At 70.2% G+C, this 26456-nt stretch carries 28 protein-coding genes and 1 pseudogene; 16 read left to right on the plus strand and 13 right to left on the minus strand.

Going from position 1 to position 26456, the window contains the following annotated elements; all coding sequences use genetic code 11:
- Positions 1-195 precede the first annotated feature (195 nt).
- Positions 196-750 (minus strand): TetR/AcrR family transcriptional regulator, encoded by a 555-nt coding sequence (locus DLJ47_RS20360; protein ID WP_158289856.1) that lies wholly within the window; start codon positions 748-750, stop codon positions 196-198.
- A 37-nt stretch (positions 751-787) separates the two neighbouring features.
- On the opposite strand from DLJ47_RS20360, the gene DLJ47_RS20365 reads away from it, so the two are divergent.
- On the plus strand, positions 788-1141 hold the full coding sequence (locus DLJ47_RS20365) for a DoxX family protein (RefSeq protein ID WP_109901779.1): 354 nt from the start codon (positions 788-790) through the stop codon (positions 1139-1141).
- An 85-nt stretch (positions 1142-1226) separates the two neighbouring features.
- On the opposite strand, the gene DLJ47_RS20370 is transcribed toward DLJ47_RS20365, so the two are convergent.
- Positions 1227-1817: a UPF0158 family protein gene (locus DLJ47_RS20370; protein ID WP_199235931.1), complete on the minus strand. Its 591-nt coding sequence runs from the start codon at positions 1815-1817 to the stop codon at positions 1227-1229.
- A 181-nt stretch (positions 1818-1998) separates the two neighbouring features.
- Here DLJ47_RS20370 and DLJ47_RS20375 point away from each other — a divergent pair, with 181 nt between their 5' ends.
- Genes DLJ47_RS20375 through DLJ47_RS20385 form a run of 3 tightly spaced genes read left to right on the plus strand, consistent with a single transcriptional unit; the run spans position 1999 to position 3469 of the window.
- Positions 1999-2337 (plus strand): ArsR/SmtB family transcription factor, encoded by a 339-nt coding sequence (locus tag DLJ47_RS20375; RefSeq protein WP_109901711.1) that lies wholly within the window; start codon positions 1999-2001, stop codon positions 2335-2337.
- A complete protein-coding gene (locus tag DLJ47_RS20380) occupies positions 2334-2810 on the plus strand; it encodes an SRPBCC domain-containing protein (RefSeq protein WP_109901713.1) in 477 nt (158 codons plus the stop codon). The genes DLJ47_RS20375 and DLJ47_RS20380 overlap by 4 nt, the downstream gene beginning before the upstream one ends.
- A complete protein-coding gene (locus DLJ47_RS20385) occupies positions 2807-3469 on the plus strand; it encodes a dihydrofolate reductase family protein (protein ID WP_109901715.1) in 663 nt (220 codons plus the stop codon). Before DLJ47_RS20380 ends, DLJ47_RS20385 begins: the two co-directional genes overlap by 4 nt.
- 138 nt (positions 3470-3607) lie before the next feature.
- Here the strand turns inward: DLJ47_RS20385 and DLJ47_RS20390 are convergent, their stop codons facing one another.
- From DLJ47_RS20390 to DLJ47_RS20405, 4 genes are read right to left on the minus strand one after another with little or no spacing between them, the layout of a single operon-like run.
- Positions 3608-4837: a TIGR02679 family protein gene (locus DLJ47_RS20390; protein WP_109901717.1), complete on the minus strand. Its 1230-nt coding sequence runs from the start codon at positions 4835-4837 to the stop codon at positions 3608-3610.
- Positions 4834-8874: a TIGR02680 family protein gene (locus tag DLJ47_RS20395; protein ID WP_158289857.1), complete on the minus strand. Its 4041-nt coding sequence runs from the start codon at positions 8872-8874 to the stop codon at positions 4834-4836. Before DLJ47_RS20395 ends, DLJ47_RS20390 begins: the two co-directional genes overlap by 4 nt.
- Positions 8871-10094, minus strand: a complete 1224-nt coding sequence (locus DLJ47_RS20400; RefSeq protein WP_109901721.1) for a TIGR02678 family protein — start codon at positions 10092-10094, stop codon at positions 8871-8873. Before DLJ47_RS20400 ends, DLJ47_RS20395 begins: the two co-directional genes overlap by 4 nt.
- Entirely contained in the window at positions 10091-11749 is a 1659-nt protein-coding gene (locus tag DLJ47_RS20405) for a TIGR02677 family protein (protein WP_199235932.1), read from the minus strand. Before DLJ47_RS20405 ends, DLJ47_RS20400 begins: the two co-directional genes overlap by 4 nt.
- A gap of 323 nt (positions 11750-12072) precedes the next feature.
- Between DLJ47_RS20405 and DLJ47_RS20410 the strand changes: the two genes are divergently transcribed.
- Both DLJ47_RS20410 and DLJ47_RS35855 read left to right on the plus strand, forming a co-directional pair.
- Positions 12073-12567 (plus strand): hypothetical protein, encoded by a 495-nt coding sequence (locus DLJ47_RS20410; protein ID WP_109901723.1) that lies wholly within the window; start codon positions 12073-12075, stop codon positions 12565-12567.
- Positions 12568-12779: 212 nt separating this feature from the next.
- Positions 12780-12944 (plus strand): hypothetical protein, encoded by a 165-nt coding sequence (locus DLJ47_RS35855; RefSeq protein WP_158289858.1) that lies wholly within the window; start codon positions 12780-12782, stop codon positions 12942-12944.
- Here the strand turns inward: DLJ47_RS35855 and DLJ47_RS36360 are convergent.
- On the minus strand, positions 12931-13833 hold the full coding sequence (locus DLJ47_RS36360; protein WP_342447639.1) for a 3'-5' exonuclease: 903 nt from the start codon (positions 13831-13833) through the stop codon (positions 12931-12933). The genes DLJ47_RS35855 and DLJ47_RS36360 overlap by 14 nt on opposite strands.
- A 212-nt stretch (positions 13834-14045) precedes the next feature.
- A pseudogene (locus tag DLJ47_RS37780) lies at positions 14046-15071 on the minus strand (UvrD-helicase domain-containing protein); the annotation flags it as partial.
- Positions 15072-15112: 41 nt separating this feature from the next.
- Between DLJ47_RS37780 and DLJ47_RS20420 the strand changes: the two are divergent.
- The 6 genes from DLJ47_RS20420 to DLJ47_RS20440 are packed head-to-tail and all read left to right on the plus strand — an operon-like array spanning position 15113 to position 21986.
- Complete coding sequence (locus tag DLJ47_RS20420; protein ID WP_109901725.1) at positions 15113-18211, plus strand: class I SAM-dependent methyltransferase; 3099 nt, start codon at positions 15113-15115, stop codon at positions 18209-18211.
- Between the two features lie 49 nt (positions 18212-18260).
- Positions 18261-19268 (plus strand): hypothetical protein, encoded by a 1008-nt coding sequence (locus DLJ47_RS20425; protein WP_146228153.1) that lies wholly within the window; start codon positions 18261-18263, stop codon positions 19266-19268.
- Positions 19269-19299: 31 nt separating this feature from the next.
- Positions 19300-19713 (plus strand): hypothetical protein, encoded by a 414-nt coding sequence (locus tag DLJ47_RS35860; RefSeq protein WP_158289859.1) that lies wholly within the window; start codon positions 19300-19302, stop codon positions 19711-19713.
- Positions 19710-20423, plus strand: a complete 714-nt coding sequence (locus tag DLJ47_RS20430; RefSeq protein ID WP_158289860.1) for a hypothetical protein — start codon at positions 19710-19712, stop codon at positions 20421-20423. The genes DLJ47_RS35860 and DLJ47_RS20430 overlap by 4 nt, the downstream gene beginning before the upstream one ends.
- Positions 20413-21033: a thymidylate synthase gene (locus tag DLJ47_RS20435; RefSeq protein ID WP_109901731.1), complete on the plus strand. Its 621-nt coding sequence runs from the start codon at positions 20413-20415 to the stop codon at positions 21031-21033. Before DLJ47_RS20430 ends, DLJ47_RS20435 begins: the two co-directional genes overlap by 11 nt.
- 14 nt (positions 21034-21047) lie before the next feature.
- Positions 21048-21986, plus strand: coding sequence for a hypothetical protein (locus DLJ47_RS20440; RefSeq protein WP_146228154.1), 939 nt, complete (start codon positions 21048-21050; stop codon positions 21984-21986).
- A gap of 6 nt (positions 21987-21992) precedes the next feature.
- On the opposite strand, the gene DLJ47_RS20445 is transcribed toward DLJ47_RS20440, so the two are convergent.
- Together DLJ47_RS20445 and DLJ47_RS20450 are read right to left on the minus strand one after the other, a co-directional pair.
- Positions 21993-22439, minus strand: coding sequence for a hypothetical protein (locus tag DLJ47_RS20445; RefSeq protein WP_109901735.1), 447 nt, complete (start codon positions 22437-22439; stop codon positions 21993-21995).
- Positions 22440-22549: 110 nt separating this feature from the next.
- The gene (locus DLJ47_RS20450; RefSeq protein ID WP_109901737.1) at positions 22550-22945 is read right to left on the minus strand and encodes a hypothetical protein; all 396 of its coding nucleotides are present in this window, start codon (positions 22943-22945) and stop codon (positions 22550-22552) included.
- A 27-nt stretch (positions 22946-22972) separates the two neighbouring features.
- Here DLJ47_RS20450 and DLJ47_RS35865 point away from each other — a divergent pair, with 27 nt between their 5' ends.
- Positions 22973-23146: a hypothetical protein gene (locus DLJ47_RS35865; protein ID WP_158289861.1), complete on the plus strand. Its 174-nt coding sequence runs from the start codon at positions 22973-22975 to the stop codon at positions 23144-23146.
- Positions 23147-23266: 120 nt separating this feature from the next.
- Here the strand turns inward: DLJ47_RS35865 and DLJ47_RS20455 are convergent, their stop codons facing one another.
- A complete protein-coding gene (locus DLJ47_RS20455) occupies positions 23267-23518 on the minus strand; it encodes a hypothetical protein (protein WP_109901739.1) in 252 nt (83 codons plus the stop codon).
- Positions 23515-23811 carry a DivIVA domain-containing protein gene (locus tag DLJ47_RS20460; protein ID WP_109901741.1) on the minus strand — a complete coding sequence of 99 codons (297 nt, stop codon included), beginning with the start codon at positions 23809-23811 and terminating at the stop codon, positions 23515-23517. Before DLJ47_RS20460 ends, DLJ47_RS20455 begins: the two co-directional genes overlap by 4 nt.
- Positions 23812-24078: 267 nt before the next feature.
- On the opposite strand from DLJ47_RS20460, the gene DLJ47_RS20465 reads away from it, so the two are divergent.
- From DLJ47_RS20465 to DLJ47_RS20475, 3 genes are read left to right on the plus strand one after another with little or no spacing between them, the layout of a single operon-like run.
- Positions 24079-24969: a helix-turn-helix domain-containing protein gene (locus DLJ47_RS20465; RefSeq protein WP_109901785.1), complete on the plus strand. Its 891-nt coding sequence runs from the start codon at positions 24079-24081 to the stop codon at positions 24967-24969.
- Entirely contained in the window at positions 24962-25165 is a 204-nt protein-coding gene (locus tag DLJ47_RS20470; RefSeq protein ID WP_109901743.1) for a DUF397 domain-containing protein, read from the plus strand. Before DLJ47_RS20465 ends, DLJ47_RS20470 begins: the two co-directional genes overlap by 8 nt.
- The gene (locus DLJ47_RS20475; protein WP_109901745.1) at positions 25162-25677 is read left to right on the plus strand and encodes a hypothetical protein; all 516 of its coding nucleotides are present in this window, start codon (positions 25162-25164) and stop codon (positions 25675-25677) included. The genes DLJ47_RS20470 and DLJ47_RS20475 overlap by 4 nt, the downstream gene beginning before the upstream one ends.
- Before the next feature lie 90 nt (positions 25678-25767).
- Here the strand turns inward: DLJ47_RS20475 and DLJ47_RS20480 are convergent, their stop codons facing one another.
- Positions 25768-26451, minus strand: coding sequence for a hypothetical protein (locus DLJ47_RS20480; protein ID WP_109901747.1), 684 nt, complete (start codon positions 26449-26451; stop codon positions 25768-25770).
- Positions 26452-26456 lie beyond the last annotated feature (5 nt).

The raw sequence follows: 26456 nt of genomic DNA on the forward strand, positions 1-26456 counted from the left end.
CCCACCCCGCTGACCAGCCCAAACGCCACCGCCTAGAGAAACGCCCTCCAGGCGGTCCCACCCATCTCCGCCCAGGTCAGAACCAAAATTTCAGCTCTCCAGGTCCCCGAATTACGTCGAACCCGGGACGTAGCGGGAGCACCGGCTACCCGGCCGGGCGCCGGATCGGGTGACGGGCACATCTGGCGCGGCTGGTCACGCCTCGGGGATCCGCACGCCGGGCGCCAACTCGGCGAGGAGATCGAACACGGCGCGCAGGTCCTCGGCCGGCAGGCGCGGCTGGGCCATGCTGGCACCGATCGCGATGAGGTGAGGAACGAGGGCTGCGATGTGCACCCGCCGCTCATCACGGAGAATCCGGGCCCACGTGCGGCGCAGGAACTCGAGCCGTGCGCCGTCCAGTCGTTCCTGTACGGCGCGGGCCGCCGGGTCGGTGACCGCCCAACTGCGTACCGCCCGTTCAAGGTCGGCATCGAACAGGCCGGTCAGGCGGTCGGTCAGGGCGCCGAGAGCGGCCTCGGCCGCGACCTGTTCCAGTTCCGCGGCGAGGCGGTCCAGCAGCGCCAACTGGTCCTGCTCGTGTCGCTCCAGCAGCGCCCGGCGATAGTCCTCCACCCCGGCGAAGTGATGGTGGAAAGACCCTTTCGTCAGGTTGAGGCGGGCCGCGATGCGGTCAGCCCGGACACCCGATGCACCGTCAGCCGCCAGCGCCTCAAGGCCTGCGGTGAGCCACCGTTCGCGCGTCGACATAAGATCAACATACCATACGGTATGGTATGTTGGTGCGATGCCGGCCCTTCCTGACCCGATCTGGCCCGTCATCCTTCTTGCGGTGATCTCGTTCGGCGACGCGCTGTTGTGCCTACGTCCGGCGGCGTTCATCGCGAAATGTCTGGAGGACGTTCATTGGCCCCGCCGCTACTGGTGGGTCCTCTCCCCCGTCAAGTTCGCGGCGGCCGCCGGCCTCGTCGCCGGCATCTGGGTGCCGTACATCGGGCTCATCACGTCGGCCGCGCTGGTGCTGTACTTCATCGTGGCGATCGCGATGCACATTCGTGCCCGCGACTTCGGCCGCAACCTCTTCGTCAACGCGACCGGCATGCTGGTGGTCTGCGTCCTCACCCTCATCGTGAGCTTCTGAGGGACGTCTCACAACTCGGTGAAGGCGCTGCCCCGTGGCCGGGTTGGTGCCCGATCTCGGCACCGGGCACGACAGGGGCACCAGGTCAGGGAAGGTCGGGATCTGGGTGCTCGGCCACGAAAAGCTCGCCCGTCTCGTCGTCGACCAGCGAGTTGTCGACCAGCCACTCGACCGCCCGCCGCTGTGCGCGCACGTCGCGGAAGGCGTACCACGCCGGCAGCAGGTGCGGCCACTCCTCGTGCAACTCGTCCTTGAACCGGCGAAAGGCGCCCTTGCCATGGATGGCTCGCGCGAGCTTGCGGCCGGCCGACTCGTCGCTGATTCTCTCGGCAAAGTCGGCCATGTCCTGATACCAGAGGTAGGACGGCAGCGGATCGATGCAGATCAAGTCCAGATCATCAAGGTCAACGGGAGTGTGTCCATCGATGCCGCCGTCCGTCGTCCAGAGCACGATCTCGCCCGTCTGCGGGTTGATCAGCCATCGGTGCTCGTAGGCGGTCTGGTCCGCGAGCGCGGTAGCGATCTCCTCCAAGTCAACCCTGCTCAGGTCAAGCACATGGCCACCATAAACCGCTTCCAGCCGCGCTTCGAACAGCCACAGCGCGACCAGCGGCTGACGCGTGAGCTTGACCGTGCAGAGCGCGGCGCAGACCGCCAGCAGCCGGCGTCCCTGCACCGCTGGCCGGCAGGTCCAGGATCCGGCCCTCCGCCGAGCGCGGCCAGACCCGCCCGGAGGGCGTCCGGTCCCCCGTATCGGCAGCGGTCGGCCAGCTACCGACGCCGCGGTAGGGCACTCCGGGGCGCGTCAAATACTTTGCCCTTGCGCTAAGTGTCGTTCACGAACGATACTTAGCCACATGGCACAGTATTCGGCGCAGCTCGACGGCGTGTTCGTCGCCCTCGCCGACCCGACCCGACGCGGGGTCATCCGGCGCCTCGGCCACGGCCCGGCGAGCGTCGGCGATCTCGCCAGCGAGTTTCCGATGACCCTCCCCTCGTTCATGAAGCACGTACGGACGCTCGAGTCCAGTGGGCTGATCCGCACGACCAAGTCCGGCCGGGTGCGCACCTGTGTGCTCAACCGCGAGTGCCTCGCCGTCATCGACGACTGGCTCGCGGAGCAGCGCCGGATCTGGGAAGAGCGCACCGATCGCCTCGAACGCCTCGTCACCGACCCCGAGGAGAACCGACAGTGAATCCCGACCTGGACCTGACGCTGGAGCGGGTCATCCGCGCCCCCCGCGCCGCCCTGTGGACCGCGTGGACCGACCCGTCCCGCCTCGAGAAGTGGTGGGTCCCGGCTCCGACCCTGTGCCGCGTCGACCGCCTGGACGTCCGGCCCGGTGGCGCGTTCGTGACCCGACTGAGCGACGACGGGGTGGAGTTCGTCCCGCACGTCGACGCGACCTTCCTCGTCGTCGACGAGTTCGAGCGGATCGTGTTCACGAACGCGATCGACAGTGCCTGGAGGCCCGCGGACCCTACCCCGGTCCCGATGACCGCCGAGATCACCCTGAGCGATCATCCGGACGGCACGGACTACCGGATCATCGTCCGCCATGGCGATCCCGCCGCTCGCGCCCGTCACCAGGAACTCGGCTTCGCGCAAGGCTGGGGCTCGGTCACCGAGCAACTCGCCGGACTCGTCGAAGGCGAGGGCACGCAATGAAGATCGCCCTTACCGGATTCGTCACCCTCGACGGGGTCAGCCAGGGCCCCGGCTCGCCGACCGAGGATACGAGCGACGACTTCACCCGGGGCGGCTGGCTCGTGCCCTACCTGGACAAGCTCTTCGTCCAGCGCACCGCTGACTGGCTGGGTCTCGCCGACGGTCTGCTGCTGGGGCGGCGGACCTACGAGGCGTTCGCTCGCGACTGGCCCCGGATCACCGACCCGAACGACCCGTTCACCGAACGGATGAACTCACTACCGAAGTACGTCGTGACCAACACCCTCACGGAATCGAGTTGGCACCCGACGACCATGCTGCACGGCGACCCGATCCAGACCGTCGGGAGGCTCAGGGAGCAGCCAGGACGGGAACTCCAGATCCACGGGAGTGCGCGACTCGGCAGGGACCTGTTGTCGGCCGGCCTCGTCGACACACTCCGACTCGTCGTCGCCCCCACCGTGACCGGTTCCGGGCGACGGCTGCTCGACCGCCCGAGCGCGCCCGTCGGCCTCCGACTCGTCCGCCACGAGGCGACGGAGAACGGCTTGCTGCTGCTCGAGTACGAGCGTGTCGGCGCCGCCCCGGTGGCGGAATACGAGGGCGTCACAGCCTTCGGCGAGTCACCCCGCACACGACGTGGCCCGGCCACTGCCTGAACCTCCGAGGTCCTGCCCCGCCCCGGCAACGCGCGCCCCGGTGCCGGTGGTGTGGGCGGGCAACGAGGGCGGCCCCAACCGCTCCCGCAGAAACGGCCTGCGCGGCGCTGGTGTTTCACCGGTCCGGCCCGCGGACGGCTAAGGTAGCTCACGCCGGCCGACGTGTGCTCCCATGTCGACAAGCAGGGAGTCGACCACCACTTCCTCCAGCAGGGCTATGCCGTGTGCACGGACGACCTCAGCCAGTTGCGGGTCCCAGGGGGTGTCGTCGACTCGACCCGCCGGTGGGCCCGCACTCGGCACGGCACGCCGGTAGTCTTCCGCCTGGAGCAGCCACGGTTCCGCGCCCGTCTTGCTCATTATGTGCGCCGCGATCCGCAGGCCTTCGCCGTCGACGTCTCCGTGGTAGCGCAGCTTCGCCCCGCTGGCAGCGATCTGTCGCAACAACATGATCGCCGCCGTGCTCGGCCAACCGGCGACGCAGACAAGGGGTGGGCAGGCGACACCGAACCGCTGTAGCGCGAGTGCCATCACCGCCGGGTTCTCCACGACGAACACCGGTCCCCGCAGTCCACCGACGGGGTGGTCCTTGAGGTGAGCCAGGGTGACCACGGATGCCTGACCGGCGTCGGCCCAGGTGCGTAATCCTCGGGCGAGTGGGCCGTCGCCGGCGGGCCGCATCCCCGCGACCAGGACGGAGGTTGACAGCTCGTCGCACGCGACGCCCGAGTACTCCCACAGCCGTCGACGACCCTCCGCGTCGGTCGGTGTCTCCTCGTCGCGCAGCACGGCCAACGCCCGAAGCACCACCTTGCCGAGCCGGCTGTCTTCGTCGAGCGCATGGGAGTCACCGGTGAGGCGGGCGGCCAGCACCGGGAGCGGTTCGCCGGCCGCGGGCAGTGCCGTAAGGACCTCGAATGCCTGCTCCAGCAGCGTCCGGGTGGCGGAGGTGTCGCCGGCGACGAGGCCGCCGGCGCGAACGCGTTCGAGCCAGGTGAGCAGGGCCGGCTCGGCGAGGACGGTGGGATGCTCGCGGGCCCACTGCCAGAGCTGGGCACGCTCGGCGGCCCGTTGCCGGCGGTCCTCCGCTCGACTGGTGAGGGGGCCACCGATCGCCTCCACCACGCCTCGGGTGTCCAGTCCGCCGGTGGCGGTCTGCAGGATCGCGTCGAGCACCCGGACGGAAACGGTCACCTCCGAGTCCGGGGTGTACGCCAGGCCGAGGAGGTCGGCCAGCGCGACCCGCTCGGCCGGCTGGAGGTCGTGCAGGCGTACTCGGCTCACCCGCCCGTCGGTGCCCTCGAATCGGCGTCGAAGCTCCGTCCAGAGTGGTGCGAGTTCGGGACGGTCGAACCGGGCTGCCGTCATGGCTCGTCGTCGGCCACGACGTCGTGACCGGTCCACACGAAGCGGGCGGTGGTGACCGCGTCGTCGCCGTCCTCCCCGCCGGCGATCAACTGGTGGATGGCGATGCCGTCGACCTCCGCGTAGGTGCACCACTCCTGGTCGGAGGTGAGCAGCAGGTCGAGGTCGAGGGCTTTCAGCACGGCCATCAGCTGGCCGCGGTTGGTCTGGTCCACGCCGACGAAGACCTCGTCGAGGAGGATCAGTCGCGGCGCCGAGGGGGCTGCGCGGTAGTGCGCGCCGGCCGCTGCGAACAGCGGCAGGTGCAGCACGATGGCCTTCTCCCCGCCCGACTTGGCGCCGTGCTGGCGTCGGGTGACCGGCGACCAGTCGCCGGTGCCGGAACGGATCTGCACGACGAACCGGTGCCACCGCCGGTAGTCGAGGGCTTCGCCCAGCTGCTGCTCCCAGCCCTCGGTCGAACCGGCATTGCGGATGTCGTCGATGCGGGCGCGGAAGAAGTCGTGCAGGGCTGCCCGCTGGGTCTCGGTCAGCCGCGCCGGGTCCTGCAGCAGGAGTTCCCGGGCCTGCCGTAGCCGGGCGTCAAGGTCGCTGTTGACCTCCCAGATCAGTCGTACGCCGAGGCCCGACACGGTACGTACCCGTTCGAGTTGCGCGCTGACCTCGCGGACCAGGTCGGCGGCCTGCCGGATGCGCTGCGCGACGTGCCGGCGGGTGTCGCCGGTGAGGGTGCGGTCGAACAGCTGCCGCTCCTCCTCGGTCAGGTGAGCCCGCATCTCGTCGCGTTCGGTGGTGAGCCGGTGCACCAGGGCCGTGGGTGTGGTCGGCAGACCGTCGACGGTGGCGGTGACGATCTGCACGTCGCACTGTTCGTCGGGGATCATGGCCAGGTCGGCGTAGCCGGCAAGCGATGCGCTGATGAGGTGCAGCACGTTGCCCAGTTCGCCTTCGTCCTGGCGGAGGTGGCGGGGACCGTGTGGCAGGGCGCCGATCTCCTCGGCGAGCTGCCGCGCGGCCTGCAGGGTCGCGGTCACGGCACCGACGCCGGACAGGTCGGTGGCGAGCGCCGCGTCGGTGGCGAGCAGGTCGACGAGTCGGGCCAACCGGGCCACCGCATCGTCGCGGACACCGGTGGCGTCGTCGCGGTCCTGCTCGGCGCGTTCGGCTCGGGCGTTGAGCTCGTGCAGTTGCCCGATCAGGGCCTCGTGGCGGGGGCGCAACCGTCGCAGGTGCTGTTTGAGTGCCTCCGCGTGGGTGCGTAGCCGGTGCACCTCGTCGAGGACGGCCCGGTACTCGACGCCGACGGTCCGCTCCACCGCCTCGAGGCGGGCCGCCAGGCCGGCGGCGGATTCCTCGGCGGCCTGGGCGCGGGCCGCTTCCTCCTCGGCCAACTCAATAGCGTGGTCGGCGGTTTCGCGGGCGTCGTCGAGCCGGGTTGCCGTGTGCTCCTCCCGGCCGCGGTCGGTCAACCAGCCCTCGGCCGCCTGCCGCAGTGTCCGCAGCGCGTCGGTCAGCCGGCCGAGGTCCGCCGCGGCGGTGGGCAGGCCGTGCCGGGAGCCGACGAGGGTCAGCTCGCGCAGCGCGGCGCGGACCACCTCGTCGGCGGCGACAGCCTCACGGGCGGCCTCGTCGAGCAGGTCCTGCGCGCCGGCGAGCTTCAGCTCGGCCCGGTCGATCTGTTCCGCCGCACGCACGAGCGGGCGGTGATCCGGTCGTGCTGCCAGCTCCGCCTGAAGCGTGGTGCGCCGCTCGGCCAGGTGCCGGGTCGCCTCGGCCACCGTGGCGCGTTCGGCGTCGATGTCGGCGAGTTCAGCGGTCAGCTCGGTCATCTCCCGCTGCCGGGCCCGCTCCCGGGCTGCCGCGCCCAGGAACTCCACGTCCGGCTTGCCGGAGCTGCCGTGCAGCGGGCCGAGCCGCCAACTGCCGTCGGCGCCGACGGCGGCGACGTGATGAGGGGCGTTTGGCCCGAATGCCACGCCGGCGAGCGCGGTGGCGACCAGCGGCGCCGGCACGGGCGCCCGCTCGTCGGGAGCGAGCACCGCGAGCAGGGACTCGTGCGGCGCGGGCAGCGCGGTGGCGGCGGCGAGGTAGGTGTCGTGGCCACGGCGGTCCGAGGTCACCGATCCGTCGGGCCAGATCCAGGCGTCGAGCAGACCGGACGCCTCGAGGGCGGCCTCCACGGCGGGCTGCACCTCGGTCGGCACGTCGGCCCGCCAGTCGACCAGGCGCCACAGCGGTGCGCCGGGTCGGTCACCGCGGGGCGCCGTCCGCTGCCGCGGCGCCACCGGCTCGTGCGTGGCCGCACGCGACAACGCCGCCAGCCTGCCGGCGAGCGGTTCCCGCCGCCGAACCAGCTCGGCGTCGCGTGCCCGCCGCTCGGCGTGCGCGGCGGCGAGCTGTTCCCGTACGGCGGCCGACAGGTCGCCGACCAGGGCGTTGAGCGCTACCTCGTCGCCGGCCAGGTCCGCCAGTTCCGTCGCCCGGTCGGTGACCGGCAGGACGGCGCAGCCCGACGCCCAGCGGGCGATGGCGTCGCGCAGTTCGGCGACCTCGTCGTCGTACGCCCGCTTGACCTGCCGCAGCGCGGCGCTGGCGGCGTCGCGTTCGGCCGTCCGTCGCTCCCGCCGGGCCTGCGCCCGGTCGCGCTCGACCACCGCTCGTTCGTGGTCGGCCAGCGCGGCGGCGACGGCGGCGATCTCGTCCTCTCGGGCGCGGATGATCCCGCGCAGCAGGTGACGGGCCCGGTCCGCGGTCTCGGCGGCGAGCGGTTCGACGTGGGCGGCCATCCCGGCGGCCAGCGCCGCGGCGGTGGTGTCGCGCCAGGACCTGCCGGTCTGCGCGGCGGTGGTGGCGAGTTCGGCGACGAACCCCTCTGCCCGTTGACTGGCCCTCGCGGCCTCCGCACGGCGGCTGGCTGCCGCGACGGCGGCCTGCTCGGCGGTGCGTCTCGCGGTTGCCGCCTCCCGCCGCAGCTGGTCGAGTTGCTGGCCCTCGCGGTAGGCGTCGCTGTCGCGTAGGCCGCCGATGGTCTCCTCGGTGACGGTCTGGTCGCGCTCGTTGTCGCTGATGGCCGTGCTCACCTGCGCCAGCTCGGCGGCGGCTGTCGCGTGTTCCTGCCGGCGTTGGCGGGCGTCGCGGGTGACGTTGTCCAGCTTGGTGGTGGCCGCGACGACCTCGGCGGCGCCGCGCCGCAACGCCCGGCGCGCGTACCGTTGCTGGCGCTCGGCGAGCCGGCGTGCCGCGGTCACTTCCTCGTCGAGCCGAGCCAGGCGCTCGCGCCGTCGGTCCAGCTGCTCGAAGCCCTCGGCGATCTCGGCCAGGTCGGCGGCGTCCAGCGGTGGCAGGGCCTTCGACAGCACCTCGGACAACGCGTCGGGGTTCAGGTGCTCGGACAGTTTCGGCGTACGCAGCTGCAGCAGGGTAGCGATCAGCGCCTCGTACTGCGTCTCGCTGAGCCCACGGAACAAGCTCTCCCGTACCGCGCGCCGGTAGGACTCGGCGCCGGTGTGTACGGCGCCGCGGTCACCGAGTGCCTGAGCAAGGTCCTGGCGGGTCAACGGGACGTTGCCGTCCTTGACCAGGAACAGGCCGGCGGGCTCACCCACCCGCAGTTCGGTGGTGAAGTAGGTGGCGTCGACGGTGCGGGTGTTGGTGGAGGCGGCCAGCCGGGCGCCGCAGGTGAACCAGCGTGCTCCGTCGTCACCGTCGTGCCCGAACTCCAGCCACACGTAGCCCACCCGGGTGGTGTGCGGGTAGCCGTCGCCCATCAGGTTCCAGTGCATGGTGCGTTCGGAACCGCCGAAGGTGGACAGTCGCGAGGGGCGCAGGTTGGCGTCGAGCAGGTAGGGCAGCAGCAGTTCCAACGCCTTGGACTTGCCGGTGCCGTTGGGTCCCCGCAACAGCAGCCGCCCGCGGTGGAAGGTGAACACCTCGTCGTAGTAGCGCCAGACGTTGAGCACGCCGGCCCGGGTGGGCTGCCAGCGGTCGGTACGCAGCGTGCCGGCGGGAGCGTCGCCGCTGGGCAGAGTCAGGACGGTCACCGGCGGCTCCTCGCTCGGGTGGGGCTGACGACGGTGGGCGCGCCGATGGCGTAGCGGGCGGCGGCGGGCAGCGCCCGAACACTTCCGCCGGCCCGGTCGACAAGCCCGAATCGGCCGAGCAGGGCCAGCGCTTCCTCGGTGAGCCGCTGCGGGCCGCCGTCGGAGCGGTAGGTGCGCGCCCACTGCGGCACCGCCGCGAACCGGGTGGCGAGCTGCCCGACGAGCTGTTCCTCGCCGACCGGGTCGGGGCGGGCGGCGAGGACGGTGTCGAGCAGCAGCAGCGCCGCCTGCCCGGCGACGCTGCCGGAAGCCGGGAACCTCTCGTCCGTGGCCAGGGCATCCGGGTCGACGGCAAGGAGCCCTTCGGCGCGTTCCTCCAGCAGCATCCCGGCGTCGGCCACCGCGGTGCGCAGCATCCGACGGCCGGTGATGCTGGCGGCGTAGGCGCGTTGCGCGTCGGACAGGTCGCTGAAGTAGACCACCGGGTCGTCGAGGAGCCGCCGCACGATGGAATGCCGCAGCCACCGGTTGCGCTGCTCGTCGGAGACGTCAGCGGCGGGATCGTCGGCACCGCCGTAGCGAGGCTCATGCACCAGCGCCGCCACGTCCCGGTCGGGTAGCCGCGACGGCGCCTGCCGCGCGGCGAGCAGCCGGACCAGTCTGCCGCTGTCGACCCGGTAGAGCACCTTGGCGTCGGCGTGCTGCAGGTAGGCGTCGGTGCTGCCGTCGACGGCGGCGAGCACACCCAACTCCTCCAGCACGAGCAGGGCGTCGACGTACGCCCGGCGGTCGTCGTGCCGGGAGCTGTCGAACGCGGCGATGTCCGGCTCGACGGCGGACGCCTGGGCCAGCCGCTCGGCCACGATGCCGATCGTGGTCACCGGCCCGGCCAGCAGCTCGGCGGCCACCAGGCAGAGCAGGGTGTAGCGGCGACGGTCAAGCGGGCTCCGCGCGCCACGCGGACGGCGCGCCGGACGATCGACCGGTGGCCGTGGTGACGTCTTCATCAGCCGGGCGTAGCCGGCGCGGGGTTCGACGATCAACCGCCAGCCGGCGTGCGTGTCGAACCACGCGACCAGATCGGCGCGGTGCCGCACGACCAGGGCGAAGTCGGCGGCCGCGGTGTCGCGGGTGAGCAGGGGACGGGCCAGCAGGGCTCGGATCGCCTGGGCCCGCTCGGCCGCCCGCTCACGGTCGAGCTCGCTGCGCAGATCGCTCACGCCGACCGCCCGTCGATCACCATCGGGGCCTCGCTGCCGAGTCCCGGCGGGCTGGCGTCGCCGGGCGCCACGAGCCGCTCGGCCTCGTCGAGAATCGCCGGCAGGTCGGGGGGCTCGGTGTCCATAGCCTGGCGGGGAAAAGCGGGCGTCGGGCGGGCCTCGCTGATCGAGACCAGCAGATCGGGGGCGGACAGCACGCCGTGCGGTGTCCGCAGCAACGCGCGGCCGGCACTGTCAGCGCCGGTGAGCGTCACCACCAGCCGACCGTCGGCCGTCGCCGCGCGACGCACGCCGTGCCGTTCAGGGGCGGACAGCGCCCGCGACAGCAGCTCCAGCAGCCGCGCGAAACCGCCCGGGTCGAGCCGCCCGAACGCCGACAGTCGCACCGGCCCAGGCGTGGCCAGCTGCCGCCACGCCCGCTCGAGCTCCGCCCGCTCCGCCACCACCCGCTCGCGGCGCAGCCGGCGTACCTCGGCGGTGTCGCGGACCCTGGCCGTGCGGGCGACCTTGTCCGCCTGCCCGGTGGTACGCAGCAACGGTGACACGGGTGCCGCCGGCGCGTGCCACCACGACGTGGTGGCCGGTACCGCCGTCGGGTCGTCCAGTGCAAGGTGGGTGTGCCGGGCGGGCCACAGCCCGAACGCGGCGGACCACAACGTGTGCGCCGCCTCGTCGGAATCACAGGTGGCGAACCAGCGGGCCAACGCACGGAAGTCGGCGGCGGTGCTGGTGCCGCGCCGCCGACCGTCGGTCAGCCGTTCCAGGGCCCGCATCAGGGCGACGATGGCACGTCGGGCGACGTCGGCGAGCTGGTCGATGCGTGGGCGGGCGCCGTCGCCGGGCCGGAACCACGAGCACAGGCCGTCCCACCGCGCGGCACGCTGCTCCAGCCAGCGCGGGGCGGGATCGCTGCTGCCGGGCAGGGTAGGCAGGTCGGCGCCGCGCAGGGCCCGGTGATGCAGGACGGTGACGCCGCGCTGCTGGATGCGGGCCACCGCCTCGGCGATCGTCTGCCGGCGGCCGTCGAGGTTGGTGACGAACTCCGACAGGTAGGCGATCGTGGCCTGCTTGACCTCGGCGAACGTGTCGGGATCGGCGCCCTCCTCGCGCAGCAGCCGCTGAAGCTGGCCGTTGAACTGTTTGGTGCTGGCCCGCAGACCGGCGAGGTGCCCCTCGAGTTCCATGAGGGCGGCGTAGACACGGCGGTCCGCAGCGGCGTCGTCGGCGAGCAGATCATGCAGCTCACCGAGGCGATCGAGGATGGCGTCGAGCACCGCCGTCTGCAGCGCCCCGGTCGAGGACAGGTGCTGCACCGCGTGCAGCACGCCCTCGTAGGCGGCCTCCCCCTTGCGGCTCAACGAGTAGTGCAGGTTACGCCGTTCGTACTCGGCGGCGGAGGCGTAGTGGGCGCTGTGGTTCTGCGTACGCTCGATGAGCCCGTACTTGTGCAGCGCCCCGAGGGTGTAGTCGAGCGAGCTGTCGGCGACCGGCTCGTACCAGCCGACGCCGGGCAACGCCGCGAGGATCTCGTCGAAGGTCAACGCCGCGACCAGCCGCTCGTGGGCGTCGCCGAAGACCTGCATGACGGCGGTGTGCAGCTCGGCCCGGTCGGTGGTGGTGAAGGCGAACATGTCCGCCGGGACCTGGCGGAACATCGGTCGGGAGCGTGGACCGTCCACCACGTGCCCTCCCCTGCTCGTCGTACTGCGGACGTTCCCGCAGGCTACCGGGCGGCACCGACAGGCCGCCGCATCGCCGGCCACCGGCGCCGCGGGATCGATCGCGCCCAGCCCATGGTGGCACCACGCCGAAGGGGCTGGCCCGACCGGACAAGACCGCTTGGCCCGTCCGCAGGCCTGCGTCACCCCTTCGTGATCAACTTTGGCCCGTCCGGCCTGCGGAAATGGCCAGTCCCGCTCCCGGTCTCCGGATCAACACCTGATCTTGGATGTCGTACCCGCACGGCACGATGTGCGCCATGACGACGCACCACCCGACCACCCGCCGCCTGGTCTACGGCCACGCGCAACTGCACGACTGCCTCGCCTTCGCCGACGCGAACACCGCCGCCGAGGAGGCCGAGGAGATCAAGGCGCTCGCCGCCGCCCGCACCTGGGGAGAGGCCCGCCAGGTCCGGATGACCCACCTGTCGAATCCTGCCGCCGCGGATGAAGACTTCCCCGACGAGGATCCCGCCGACAACGAGCCCTTCGAGATCAACGAGCTGAACTCGGTCGCAGAGGGGGATTGGCCCCCGATGGTCACGGAGCGGGCCTTCAAGCTGCTCCCCGAGGACCTGCAGGACCAGTTCGGCGAGCGCCGGTTCACCGCACTCAACGGGGACTACCTGGAGATCCCGGTCGACCGCGAGGGCGAGCTGGTGGCGGAGCTGCGCAAGCGCGGCTACGAGGTCAGCCGCGACGACGAGGTCATCAACGTGCTCGACGGCCGCAGCTTCAGCCCACTCGGCTGAGCGTCTCCCTCCTTCCGCCGGCGGCGTCGCTGCTTCGGCGGCGCCGCCGGGGGATCCGGAAGGAACCGGAGGACTCAGGTGGTGGCGAGGGCTGCTCGTCGCTCTCGGTGGTCCGCCTTCAGGCTGGCAGACAGCCACAGCATGGCCCGGTCAAGCTGGCCCAGTTGTCGGAGCGGGCCGCTGAACGAGGCGAGCCGATCTGGAGCGCGCTCGTGGTCGGTAAGGACACCCGCCGGCCGCACGAGGGCTTCTACGCGCTCGCCCGCCGGCTGCGCAGCGAGTACGCGAACCTCGACGACGAGGTGCTGTGGCAGAAGGAACGCGAACGCTGCTACGCCGGAGCGCGCTCTGGCGGCATCCGCGTCAGCGCGCGTTAACGGACGTCAGGAACGGGCTGGGCTGCCCGCTCCAGGACACGTGCAGCGCCTCCCGCGCCCGCGTACTGGCAACGAACAGCAGGCACCGCTCCCGGAGCAGGTCACTTTCGTGCTGCATCGGATCCACCTCGGCCGGCGTGACCTCCTTGGCGAACGGCACCGACCGCGCCGTGACGCCGACCACCGCCACGCACCGGAACTCCAGCCCCTTCATCGCGTGCATGGTGGCGAGCCGCACCCCGTCGACGTCTGCCCCGGGCTGGTCCCGAACCCGCACAGAAGGAATCCCGGCGGCGGCCAACTCCTCCTGCACGTCGCTCAGCGTCAGGTTGAACCTGGCGCACACCGCAATCTCGCTCGCCGCCACACCCTGCTCCAGCCACTCCCCCACCCGCTCCACGAGCGCGGCGATCTCCGCCTGGCTCGTCGGGTACCCGGCGGCGTGGGGTCGCTTGCCGTGCAGCAGTGACCGGTAGCCGGCGAGGCTGTCGTCACCGTCGCCGCCGAGGTCCTCGATCCGCGACCCGACGAGCACGCCGGTGGACCAGGAGAGGATCTCCTCGGTGCTGCGGTAGTTGACCCGCAGCCGGCTGCTGCGCCCGGCGACGGAGATGCCGAGGGCGTTCAGCGAGACGCGGGAGTCGTAGATCCGCTGGTGCGGGTCGCCGGTGATGAAGAGGTCGTCCGGGCCGGGCGCCACCGCGGCCCGCAGCACCCGCCACTGCGCGGGATGCAGATCCTGCGCCTCGTCGACGACGACGTAGTCGTACCCGTGGTCGGTGAGGTCGGCGCCGTCGAGCAGCTGCGCCGCCCGCGCGCAGATCTGCAGGTGGGTGGCGGTGCCGGCGGCCGACAGCTCCTTCTGGAACATGTCCACGGCGTCCCACATCCGGTCGCGCTGCCGCGGGCCGAGCGCCGAGCCTCTCCCCGCCGGCTGGCCGCGCGGTACTCGTCCCGGCTCTGCACGTTGTGGGCGAGGATCACGTGCCGGAACTCCTGGGCGAGGAACTGCTCGGTCCAGGGCAGGTTCAGCCTGCGGCCCACCCGCCGCCAGACCTGCCGCTCGTCCACGTCACCGATGGGGGTCGGCACCCGCCCGGCGAGGGCCCGCACGGTGCGGTGCGCGAAGGCGTTCACCGTGGTCACCTCCACCCGCGCCAGCTGCTCCTCGTCGTCGAGGAGCAGCGCCAGGTTCTCCCGCAGGGTCGCGGCCAGGGCATTGGTGTACGTGGTGAGCAGCACTCGGCTGTCGGGCGTACGAGAGAGCAGGTGCTTGACCCGGTGCAGCGCCACCACCGTCTTGCCGGTGCCCGGCCCACCCGTCACCTGGGCCGGCCCGTTGCACGAGACCCGGTACGCGACACGCCGCTGCGACGGGTGCAGGAAGACCCGCCAGGCGGCGAAGGGCTTGTCGAGGATCTCGGCGAGCTCGTCCGGCCAGGTCACCAGGGTGATGCGGTTGGCGGTGTTGGCGATCGCCACGGCCAGGCTCTCGCTCGGCTCCGGCGGCGCGTCCGCCGGCCGGCGCTCGGCCACGACGTCGCGATAGACCTCGTCCGGCGTGAAGCCCTCGGTGAGGTACTGCAGCACCTCGAACTGGTCCTCGGGCAGCAGCGTGCCGAACGCGTCCAACTGCCGCTTGTCGATGATCGTGCGTACCGCCCGCAGCACCTGGTCATCGATGCCGAGGTGACGCAGCACCGTGTCGGAGTAGCGGGCGAACAGCAGGCTCGGCGCCTCCGCAGCGGCCTTCTCGAGCGCCGGAGTGAGCTGCTCGATGGCGACGACGTTGCGGACCTCCAGCGCCCGCGTCGCCGTGTAGAGCCGCTTCGCGGCCCAGGTGTACGCATCGTCGTGCGGCACGACGTTGAGCAGCAGAAAGGTGTCGCTGCCGTCGTCGGGCGCCAGCACCACCTCACGCCAGAAGTCCGTAATCCGGATGGTCCGCATCCGCGGGTCCGCGCATTGTTCACCGACGCCAGGGTGCAGGCTCCTTGTCGGCGTGCAAATCGGCGATGCTGCGCTGCTGGAACTTCTCCATCGCCTTGCGTGCACCGACGCTATCGGCTCCTGGCCGCTCGGCCAGATCACCGTACGCGAGCTGTCCATAATCCGACAGTGATTCATCACCTCTTGGATTCGGCCAGTTGCAATATCCACACTGATGCATGGCCCGCTCGGACGGTACGCCAGACGAAAGCCGGAGCCGCCACTCACCACCCCGGCCGCAGGTACGCGCGCCCGACGGTTTTTCCCCGTCGCTGCAGCCCCTGCTGGCGCGGATCGCCGACCGGCGTGCCGCGCGCAGCGAAGCAACCCTGCAAGCCGACATCCGCCAGCTTCTGCTGGCCGGCGATTTCGGGCTTTCCGACTTCCATCTCGACGACGTCGACCTCGAAGCTCCGGTAGGCGGCGGCCGACGCATCGACATCGAGGTCGGCTACACCATCATCGAAGTCAAGCGACGGCTCCAGACCGGGCGCCCGCTACTGGAGGCCGAGCGGCAACTCGGCGGTTACGTTCGGTCGCGGAGCAGGGAGAGCGGCCAGCGATACGTCGGAATCCTTACCGACGGCGCCACCTGGCGGGCCTACCAGCTGACCGGCGAGGCCCTGACTCTCATCGACGCCCATACATTGGCGGCCACTCGCCCCGACGGCCTGGCCCTCTTCTACTGGCTCGAAGGAGTGCTGGCGACGAGCCAGCGGGTCCGGCCGGCTCCCGCCGAGGTGGCTCGCCGCCTCGGCGCGCAGAGCACCTCACACAAGCTGGATCGCGCCGCGCTCGCCGCGCTCTACGCGGAGCACCAGCAGCAGCCGACCGTCAAGCTGAAGCGGAAGCTGTGGGCGGAGCTGCTGGACAGCGCCCTGGGCACCCAGTTCGTCGACGACCCGGATCTCTTCGTCGAGCACACCCTGCTGATGAACAGCGCGTACATCATCGCGCACCTGGTCGTCGGCATCGACGCCATGGAGTTGCAGCCGCACGATCTCATCACCGGGCAACGGTTCGATAAGGCCCGCATCCTGGGGGTGGTCGAGCACGACTTCTTCGGCTGGACCACCGAGGTGCCCGGCGGTCGCGAGTTCATCCAGGGGCTCACCCGGCGACTGGCCCGGTTCGACTGGCTGCGGGCCGACCACGACATCCTCAAGGTGCTCTACGAGTCGATGATCGGTCCCGAGACGCGCAAGCGGATGGGCGAGTACTACACACCCGACTGGCTCGCGGAGCACCTCGTCGACACCGTCGTCACCGATCCGGTGCGGCAACGGGTGCTGGACCCCGCCTGCGGCTCCGGCACCTTCCTCTTCCACGCCGTACGCCGGTATCTCGCCGCCGCCGAGGCAGCGGCCATACCGCTCGATGCCGCGCTGACGCAGCTCACCCACCACGTGGTCGGCGTCGACCTGCACCCCGTCGCCGTGGCGCTCGCGCGCGTTACCTACCTCCTCGCCATCGGCCACCAGCGGCTCACCGACCAGCGGGGCGCCATCACCATCCCGGTCTACTTGGGCGACAGCATGCAGTGGCGGGAACGCCGCGATCTCTTCACCGAGGAACACGTACGGATCAGTGCCGGCTACAACGCCAGCGAGGTCGAGGAATGGCTGCGCTTCCCCAAAGGCCTGCTCGACGAGCCGAGCCGCTTCGACCAGGTCGTCGCGGGGCTCGCCGGCATCGCCGCTAAGCCGCGAGATCCTGACAACCCGCCGTCGTTGGCCGCGTTCTTCCACCACATGGAGATCGAGCCGGACGACCAGCCGATGATCCGCGGCACCTTCGAGGCGATGTGCCGGCTGCACGACGAGGGTCGCGACCACATCTGGAGCTACTACCTGCGGAACCTGGCCCGGCCCGTCTGGCTCGCCATGGACGACAACCGGGTGGACGTCCTGATCGGCAACCCCCCGTGGCTCGCCTACCGCCACATGCCGCCGGGCATGCAGGCAATGTTCAAGAAGCTCTCCCGTGATCGCGGGCTGTGGCGTGGTAGTCAGTTCGCGACGCAGCAGGACCTCTCCGCCCTCTTCGTCGCCAGGGCCGTCCAGCAGTACCTCCGCGACGGTGGCGCGTTCGCCTTCGTTCTGCCCAACGCCGTGCTCGACCGCGAGCACTTCGAGGGCTTCCGCAGCGGATGGTACAAGGACGAGGTCGAGCCGACAGCGGTTGCCTTCACCGACTCCTGGGACCTGCGCCGCCTGCGTCCTCACCCCTTCCCGCGGGGCGCCAGTGTCGTCTTCGGCAATAAGGCGGCCACGCACAGCCCTCGCGGCCTTCCATCGGTCACCGAACGGTGGACGGGACGCCTCGGCGCCGATGCCAGGAGGTGGAGACAGGCCGCACCATCCATCCATCGGGAACGCGTCCCCCTGGGGCGGGCGTTCCTCGCCGATTCGCCGTACAAGCCACACGTGCGCAACGGCGCGACGATCTTCCCCAAGATCCTGTTCTTCGTCGAGACTGATACTGGCGGGCGGCTCGGCCTCGGTGCCGGCCGGCACGCCGTTCGCTCTGCGCGCAGCAACCTGGAGAAGGCCCCGTGGAAGGATCTGCCCACACTCGAAGGCGTCGTGGAGTGCGAATTCATCCGGCACGTGCTGCTCGGCGAATGCCTGCTGCCATACCGGATCCTGCCGGGGAAGAAGGCGGTGCTCCCGCTCGACGGTTCCACGCTGATGACCGGACCTGGATCCCGACTCGACTACTACTTCGGCCTGGCCGAATGGTGGCGGCAGGCTGAGGCAACCTGGGAGGCGCACCGCAGCAGCGCGCGCCTCACCCTGGCCGAGCAGCTCGACTTCCGACACAAGCTGACCGCGCAGTTCCCCGCACCGCCGCTGCGATTGGCCTATTCGGCCTCCGGGATGCACGTCGCCGCTGCCATCGTCGACGACCCGACCGCAGTCATCGAGCACAAGCTCTACTGGGCCCCGATCGCGACCTGGGAAGAGGGCCTCTTCCTCTCGGCGATCCTGAACAGCACCGTGCTGACCGAGCTTGTCCGACCAATGATGTCCTACGGCAAGGATGAGCGGGACATCGACAAGCACGTGTGGAAGCTGCCCGTTCCCCAGTACGACGTCGCGGACGCAGCGCACCAGCGGCTTGTGGAACTCGGGCGGCAGCAGTATGAAGCTGTCGCCGGGCTACACCTGACCGAGGGCACGAACTTCGTGACGATGCGTCGGCGAGTCCGAGCCGAACTCGCGCGACACCCTGCCACTCCCGAAATCGAGGCGGTCGTCATGGAGATGCTCGGTTGATCGACGCCTGTCAGTAATCTGTCGCAACACTCTCTGATGGAGGGGCTGAGTGGTCAGCAACGCGCCCGCTGCCGGATCGACGGAACGGCCGATACTGCTCAGGGCACATCGGATCGTGAACGTCGGTGGCGGCGACTACGCCTTCACCGATCTTCGCAAGACGGATCTCGGCGGCGTGCAGAGCCGGCAGTTTCGCTTCTTCACGCCGGTACGGCGGGACCGGATGCGCCTGCCCACCTCTCTGCCGGAGTTCGCGGGGTTGCGGCATGTGGCCAATCTGTCCGACAGCCCGGTGACGGTGGCGGCAGAGCTTGGAGGGCACTGGTCGGAGCACAACCTGGCGGCCATCACGCACGTCGCCGCGTGCAACTTCCGCTGTTCCTACTGCTACGTCGACTACCGCCATCTGGCCGGTCGGGACGCCTTCATTACCAACGCCGACGGCGTGGTGAACGAATTCGTCGCGCTCAGGCGTACGGCTCAGGCTGCCGGTCGGCAGCTCAGCCTGTTGCGCGTCAGCGGCGGCGAGCCGCTGCTCGCGCCCTCCCTCGTGATCGAGATCTACCGCGCCTTAGCGGCGCGGGGCCTACTCGAGTCCGTCGTCCTCAAGGTTGAGTCGAACCTCTCCGCCCTGCCGTACGCGTGGCAGCAGAGCACCCTTCGGCTTTCCGCAGTCGAGCGCGAGGAGCTGCGGCGCGTCAAGGTGCATACGACGCTCCATCACCCGCCCGGCAGCGGTGACTGGCCCGCCATCCGCGACGGGATCGTCCTGGCCCTCGAACTTGGCTTCGATCTGTTTCCGGCGGTCGGCGCCAACGACTGGACCGAGGAACAACTCGACATGAGCTTCCACGAGTTGGCCCGGATCAGCCCGGGGCTCCCCCGGCGACTCGCGGTGCGCCCCTTTCACCTCGACTATCCCGCGCTGGCGGACCGCCGCAGGCTGCCTCGACCAGCCGATTCCGAAGCGCCTTCGATGGTGTGGGAGAACATTCTGCGGCGGCACGCCGGTGTCGGGTATCTCGACGAACCCCGACATCTGATACCGCTCACCTGAGCACGAATATCGACCGCACACTGGAGGATCGATGCCCGAAATCGAGGCAGTCACGATATGCAGCAGCTCCAAGTTCTACGACACAGCCCAGCTTGCCGAGGCAGCGTTCCGCGACCTGGGCATGACCGTCTACACCCCGCGCTACGACTTCAACGAACGGCATGTGCGGGTCGACGAGCCGGACAAGATCCAGCTCACACGCGACTTCCTTGCGAAGATAGCGCGGTCGGACGCGATCTTTGTCGTGGCCAACGGCGGGTATGCCGGCGTCAGTGTGTGCATCGAGGTCGGCTACGCCGTGGGGCAGGGCAAGGTGGTGTTGTTCTCCGAGCGGCCGGCGGAGTTCGCGCTCCGGGCGCTGGTCGACGCGGTGGTCCCGGTCGAGGACATCGGCGCCGGAGTGCGATCGGTGACCAGGGCCGAGGCGGCGGGCAGGTCACAGTGATCGTCGCGGTGCCCAGTCCCTCGAGCCGACTGTACGGCCCGGTCGCCGACATCGTCGGAAGCCGCTTCGCCGGCTTGGACGAGGCTCACCGGAGGTCGCTGTGGCACCGCATGGGCGCGGATTCGCTGATCCGATGCCGGGGCTTCGACATACCGGAACTCGTGGCTTCAGGAGCCGTCGACGTCGGCATCACGGGCTACGACGTATGCGTCGAGTGGTGTCTCGCGAACGACCAGCCGCTCACCATCCGGGCGCTGCCGCCCGCCCGGACGTCATTCGTCACCTACTGCGCGGTCGCCGGCCGGAAGCCTCGCACGATCTACACCGAGTACCCGGCCATCACCCGGGCCTGGCTCGACGCATGCGCGAACCTACGATCGATGCGAATCGTACGGCTGAACGGGGCCACCGAGGGCGTGATCCGCGCCGACGACAGCGGCGCCGGAGTGTTGCTCGTGACGTCAGGCCAGACCCTGGCCGCGAACGGACTCGACGTGGAGGTGCCGCTTCTGGCCACCGACGTGTGCGTCGTGACCCGTACCCCGTCTTGCAGCGGGGGAACGCTGATCGACCTGCCGGCGCTGCCGGTGCTGCCCCTGCCGAGCTTTGCGACGCAACGGGCGTCCGGCGAGCCGATCCAGCGGCAGACGAGACGAAGGGCGGCGTCGGTGACGCGGGGAGCGTCAGGGGGATCATCGCGTGGAGCTTGAGGTGGCTACCGTGGCGTCCGGGTGGCACGACGTGCTCTCGGTCTTCTCCGAAGGACAGCCGGCGCGGGTTGCGACGCGGCACGGGATCTGTTTCGACATCCCGGGTCTCACCGTCTGGCTGCGGAATCCGGCGGATCTGACCCCGCCGCGGGGCTACCTGTACCCGGAGCTGATCAAGGACTACCGCGACCGGATCTTCGGCGACCAGCGGGAATCGTCGCTGCTCTACCAGCGGCTGCGGGGTTGGGTCGCGGCGGACGGCTCGCCAATCGACCAGTTCGAGCAAGCCACCGAAATGCTGCGGCAGGACGAGCACAGCAGGTCGGCGGTCTTCTCGATGTGGCGGCCGGAGGAGGACCTGGGCGGTCGCTTCCCGGTGTCACCGGTCGGTGGTGCCCTCCGGATCGTCGGCGACGACCTCGTTCTCTTCCTCACCGCCCGCAGCGTCGACGTCTGGGTCGGGTTCGTGCCCGAGTTGTTGACCTTCGCGCAGCTGACCTCCGACGCCGCTCTTTCTCTCGGGCTGCGCGGCAGCAAGGTCTGTTACCACTCGTGGAGCATGCACCTGTACGAGGTGGACTACCTCACCTATCTGGCGGGGGCACGATGACACGGTCACTCACCTTGCTGGACAGTGGTCTCGTCGACACGCACACCATCGACAGGGTGCTGCAGTCGGTCGTGTTCTTCTCCGACCGCGTCGTCTTGCGGGCCTCTTTCGAGGTTCCGGCCGCGTACCGGGAGCGGGCCGCCGAAATCAACCGGCGGGTCGACGAGCTGCGGGAGGCTGGGCTCCTGGGGCTCTGGGGCCACGAGTACGAGGTCGACGACGGCGGCCGGGTGCGCTTCGGCCAGGGCGCGAAGCGGGGACGCCGCGCTGACCTGGTTATCGCGCAGGGACAGATGCGCGAGAGCCTGACCCGGATGGACGAGGTGATGCGGGCGATCCGGGAAGAGGCGTACCGCCGGACCGAAACCGACACGCGCACGCTGCGGCAGGGAGCGGCGGAGATCGTCAGCCTGCGCAACCACATGGCCTCCCTCGTCATCTCCTCCGAGCTGCGGCAGGACGGCATGCTGTCCAACCCGGCGGTGAAGGCCCAGCTCACCCGGAGCCTCGGTCGGCCGCAACCGCAACGCTTCGAGGCCGAGGTGGTCAGGGAGGTCCTGGGAGAGCTTCAGATCGGCTCACTCGACCAGCTCAGCGTCGATCAGATCGTCGAATCACGCCGCTACAACGCCGGCTTCCGGAGCCTGCTCGACGAGTCGTTGCTCGCGCTGTCGCGGGGCCTCGATCCGGTCCTGACACCAGAGGCGACGGCGCGTGAGTTGACCCGTCGCTACCGCGAGACGATCGCGGAGTTCGCCCGGCCACGCGTCGCCGGCCAGGTCGCGCAGGAGGTGGTGTGGGATGTTCTCGGTGCCACCGTTCCGTCGACGGTCGTGTTCAAATACGGCCTCCGAGCACTCACCTGGCGAAAGGCAGCCCAGCGCGCCAAGCCCTTCCTGCTGTTGATGCACCTCGAGAGAGCGGCGCGGCGGCAGCCCCCGGACATCGGGTGAGCCCGATCAGCCGACCTGCGCGTCCGTGGGGGCCGGCGCATCGAACTGCCTGAAGGCGTCCTCGATGTCGGCGAGCGCGCGGTGTGCCGAGCGCGGCAGAAGGTGGCGGAGATGCCACATCGCAACCGGCACGCGGTCCCCGTTCGAGGCGTCGCCGTCCGCTGTCCTGGCCGCGGCGACCGACCACACGAGGACCAGGGCCAGAGCGTACGCGGTATCCGGGATGTCGAAGCTCAGGTCGAACCAACCTCGCGCCGCCTTGGGAAGGAGGAATGTGCGGCCATCCCGGCGGGCCTCGACGAGCCCGTCGGCCAGCATCACCACGCCCAGGCGCGGCGCGTTGTCCGCGACTCTCCACGTGATGTCGAACATCGACGCGAGCGTCGCCGCCGCCCCGATGATCGCCCTGCACTCGCTGCGGTTGAGGTGCCGTCGCCTGCGGAGCAGCCTCATGCCGCAGGCCCTGCGGACAGGTGTTGCTCCAGCATGTGCGGACCCTCCCACGAGGCCCTGCCATGGTTCAAGAACCGCCGGCCTGTGTCATGGATACCGCGCGCCCACGTTCACCTTCCACCCCCGTCCGGCCGCAGCGCGGCGACCCGGGCCAGCACCGGGCGGAACGCAGCATCCTGACCGTCCGGGCCGACCTCGACGCCTTCGAGCCACACCCACTCGCCGTCGTACCACTCGCTGAGGTCCGGCCGGACCCGGACGATCCGGAGCCGGAGCGGAGCCTCCGCGTACCGGTAGTCGGACTCGGCGAGCTGAACCACGTCCCCGGGCGCGACGGACACGCACGGGACGACCGGCACCCGAGCTACCGCCGCCCGCGCCGCCTCAGCGTGGCCATGCGGGCGCGCCGGCGGTTGCGGTCCGGTCCCGGCGGCCAGCGCCGCCCGCCGCGCCCACAGGATCAGCCGGTTACGGATCTGCGCGGGCGACAGGTCGAAAACGTTCATCGCCAGTACGTCCGCAGGTAGCGCACGATGATCGAGTCGGCCCAGGCCGCACGGGGGGCACGTGCCGTCGGCGCGGCAGTCCGGGCATTTCCTGGTACGGGGATCCTCGGTGGGGCTCCGCCAGTGCGCAGCTACGAGGTCACCCGCGACGACGAACTCATCAACGTGCTCGACGGCCAGAGCTTCAGTCCGCTCGGCTGAGCGTCTCCCTCCTTCCGCCGGCGGCGTCGCTGCTTCGGCGGCGCAGTCGGAAGGCCCCGCGCTCACCCGTCCGGCTTGCCGGCCTCGGCTGAGCCTGTCCGACCGCCGACCGCGCTCACGTCATCGGCGCAGGCGGCGGGAGCACTCGCCGTCGTGACCGTCGCGGAGCACGCAGCGCCGTCCACCGGGTAGCCGCAGGTCGCAGAAGACCCGGTGGCGGAGGAACTGCCGGTCCTCCTCGGAGACGGTGGTCTCCCCCGGGTCGGTCATCGGCAGCACGGACATCCAGCGACCGATGACCCGGGCCAGGCGTTGCGCGGCCGGCAGGTCGGCGGCGACCACGGGCAGGTGGATGACGTACCGCTGCGTCATCGTGCGCGGTCCTGGTCGGCGCGGGCCTGGTCGGACTGCCAGGCGCGCAGCGCGAGCTTGATCCGCGCGGTCTCCCGGCGGCTCTCGGCGAGAGCGTCGTGGAGTGCGGTCATGTCGAGGGCGACCCGGTCGAGGAAGGCGTACACGTCGTCGGGGTTCAGGCCGCGGCGTCCGAGCCGGGTGGGCGGGAAGCGGCGCTCGCGCACCTGCCACGGCAGCAGGCTGGGGTACGCGGCGGAGCGGTAGGTCGTCCCGGCGTTCACCGGGACCGACCTCTGGTTGCGAACGCTCATGTCAGCCTGCCTTTCTCGTCCTGGGTGCAGCGCAGCTCATCCCGGCACGACACCAGGGCTGCTCAGCTGGAGTGAGTCGGGGCGCGCGGCGACCGGTTCGGGGGATCCCGGCCGCCGCGCTGTGGTCATCCTGTGACAGTCCGGAGTGGATGCGCAACGTTTCAGGCCGCGATTTCGCTGCTGTGCATTGACTTTCTTTGCTGAACCACGTAGGTGTTGCAAGAGCACGTCACGCAGTGTTGCGTCATGAAATCAAGGAGTGTGCCGGTGGCCGAGGAGATCGGATCGACCGTGCCGCGCCGGCAGCTCGGCCGGCTGCTGCGCCAGTTCCGCAACGAGGCCGGGGTGACCCTCGACGCCGCCGCCGAAGCCTTGGAATACAGCCGGCAGAAGATCTGGCGCATCGAGTGCGGCATGGGCCCGGTTCGGGTGCTCGACGTCAAGGCGATGTGTGAGCTGTACGGGGTGTCGCCGGAGATGACCGAGGCCATGCGCGGGCTGGCCGCAGAGACGAAGTCGAAGGGCTGGTGGCACGCGTACGGCGACGCGGTGCCGAGCTGGTTCGAGCTGTACGTCGGCCTGGAGTCCGCCGCCGCCTACCTCCGCCGCTATGACGAGTCCCTGATACCCGGCCTCTTCCAGACCCGTCAGTACGCGCGGGCCATCTACCGGCTCGATCGGCCGGGGGCCAGTGAGAGCGACCGGGAACGAGCGGTCGAGGTCCGGCTGCAACGACAGGCACTGCTGACCCGACGGCTTCCAGCGGCGCCGAGGGTGGTGCAGGTGCTATCCGAGGCGGTGCTGCTTCGGTCCGTTGCGGGACATGGAGTTATGTCCGAGCAGCTCGATCACCTCAGCAGGCTGTCCGAGCTGCCAAACGTCTCCGTCCGAGTGCTGCCGTTGGCGGCAGGCCCGCACCCCGGTGCGGTGGCCGGCTCTTTCGTCATCCTCGATTTTCCGCCCACCAAGGGCGGCCGTGCAGCGCCCGAGCCCTCCGTGGTCTACAGCGAGTCGCTCACCGGCGCCCTTTACCTCGACAAGGCCGATGAGCTGCAAGCATACGAGGCAGCATGGAAGGGTTTGGATTCGCTGGCGCTCGGTGAGGCAGAATCGAGAGACATGATCAAGCGGCTCATCGGAGAGATGCGGCATGACTGACCTGACGGGCGCCGTCTGGCGCAAGAGCACCCGCAGCGGGGGCAACGGCGGCGACTGCGTCGAAGTCGCCACCAACCTACCCGGCAGCGTCGCCGTCCGCGATTCCAAGGACGCGGCGGGACCCGTCCTGGCCTTCCCCTCGCCTGCTTGGATGGATTTCGTCAAAACCATCAAGCACGAGAGACTAGGCGAATGAGTCAGTCGTACCTGGTTATCCTGGGCGACCGCGACGCCATCGGATGGGTGCTCCGGGAGGAGCGCATGGCATTCCCCTCTACCCCGCGGGCGGAGGTGGCGGCGCTTCGAAGAGGCGATCGGTTGTTCCTCTATGCGACGAGGGGTGCGTGGCGGAACCCGACCCGGGATCGGGGCAGGATCATCGGCCTCGCGTATGCCAGGTCCGGCGTCCGTCAATTCGACGAGCCGATCGAGGTGGCCGGTCGCGCGTTCGCCTCGGGCTGCGATCTCGACATCGATGGTCTCGTGCCTTACCCGGGTGGTGTGGAGCTGCAGCCTCTGGTCGCGCAGCTGGACGCTTTCCCCAAGCCACAGTCCTGGAGCATCTATCTCCGTCGGGCGCTTCTGCGGCTCTCGGATGCCGACTCGGGCACTCTTCTCGACCGTGTGCAGCCCCACCTCGTCTCCCGCCCCGACGCCCTCATGACCTACCACTGGGCCGCCAGCGCTGCGACCTCGACTGGCTCGTAGCACGGTGACGTAGGTTCCACGGCGGTTGTCAGCCGGGGAAACTCAGCAGGCGAGTGACAAACCACGAAGCGCACGGCAAGAGCGGGTGCGTCACCGGTGCTGGCGCTGCTGAGCGGCAATGATCTCGGCTCTTACGTCAGCCGGAAGTTCAACCACTTCGACATCAATCTCAAAGGCACGGAGTGCCGCGCTGGCCCACGAACGGGCGGTAGTGAAGTGTCGCGCTGCCTCGCCGTCGGAAAGACACAGTACGAGTCGCGGCGGGGTCGCCAGTGTGGACGCGACGAAGAGGAGCCGCATTGCGTCCGCCAGAACCTTGTGTTTCTGGGCGGCTTTCGGCGGGCCCTGGTGGGCCCATGCCTCGACGAGCACCGTCAGGTCCTCGTCGGCACCGTCGACCTCGACCCTCACCCCGTCCGGCAACGAGAATCGACGTGGTCTCAACACGCACCCCACCCGCTCCCCCAGCAGGCCCAGCATGATCCCTTCGGCGCGTCGCTGCACCGCACTGTCGCCAGCAGCCGGCTCTGGCAGGATCGTCTGCTCGACGACAGGGCTCGCAGGGACCGTGCCATGTAGGAGCTCGTTGACGATCTTTCCGCTCGGACCGACATAGCGGCGGAGTCGCCGGCTCTGTTCGAGCCGTCGACATGCCTGGTTGATGGTCTGCCGAGGCCGCACGTCGAGTCGGCGTGCGAGTTCGTCGTCATCGAGCGGAAGGCGGCCGCGCAGCAGCTCCTGCACAATCCGCTCCGCGATCGTCAGTTGAGTCATCTGCT

This window comes from Micromonospora sp. S4605, assembly GCF_003176715.1.
Taxonomy (GTDB): domain Bacteria; phylum Actinomycetota; class Actinomycetes; order Mycobacteriales; family Micromonosporaceae; genus Micromonospora; species Micromonospora echinaurantiaca.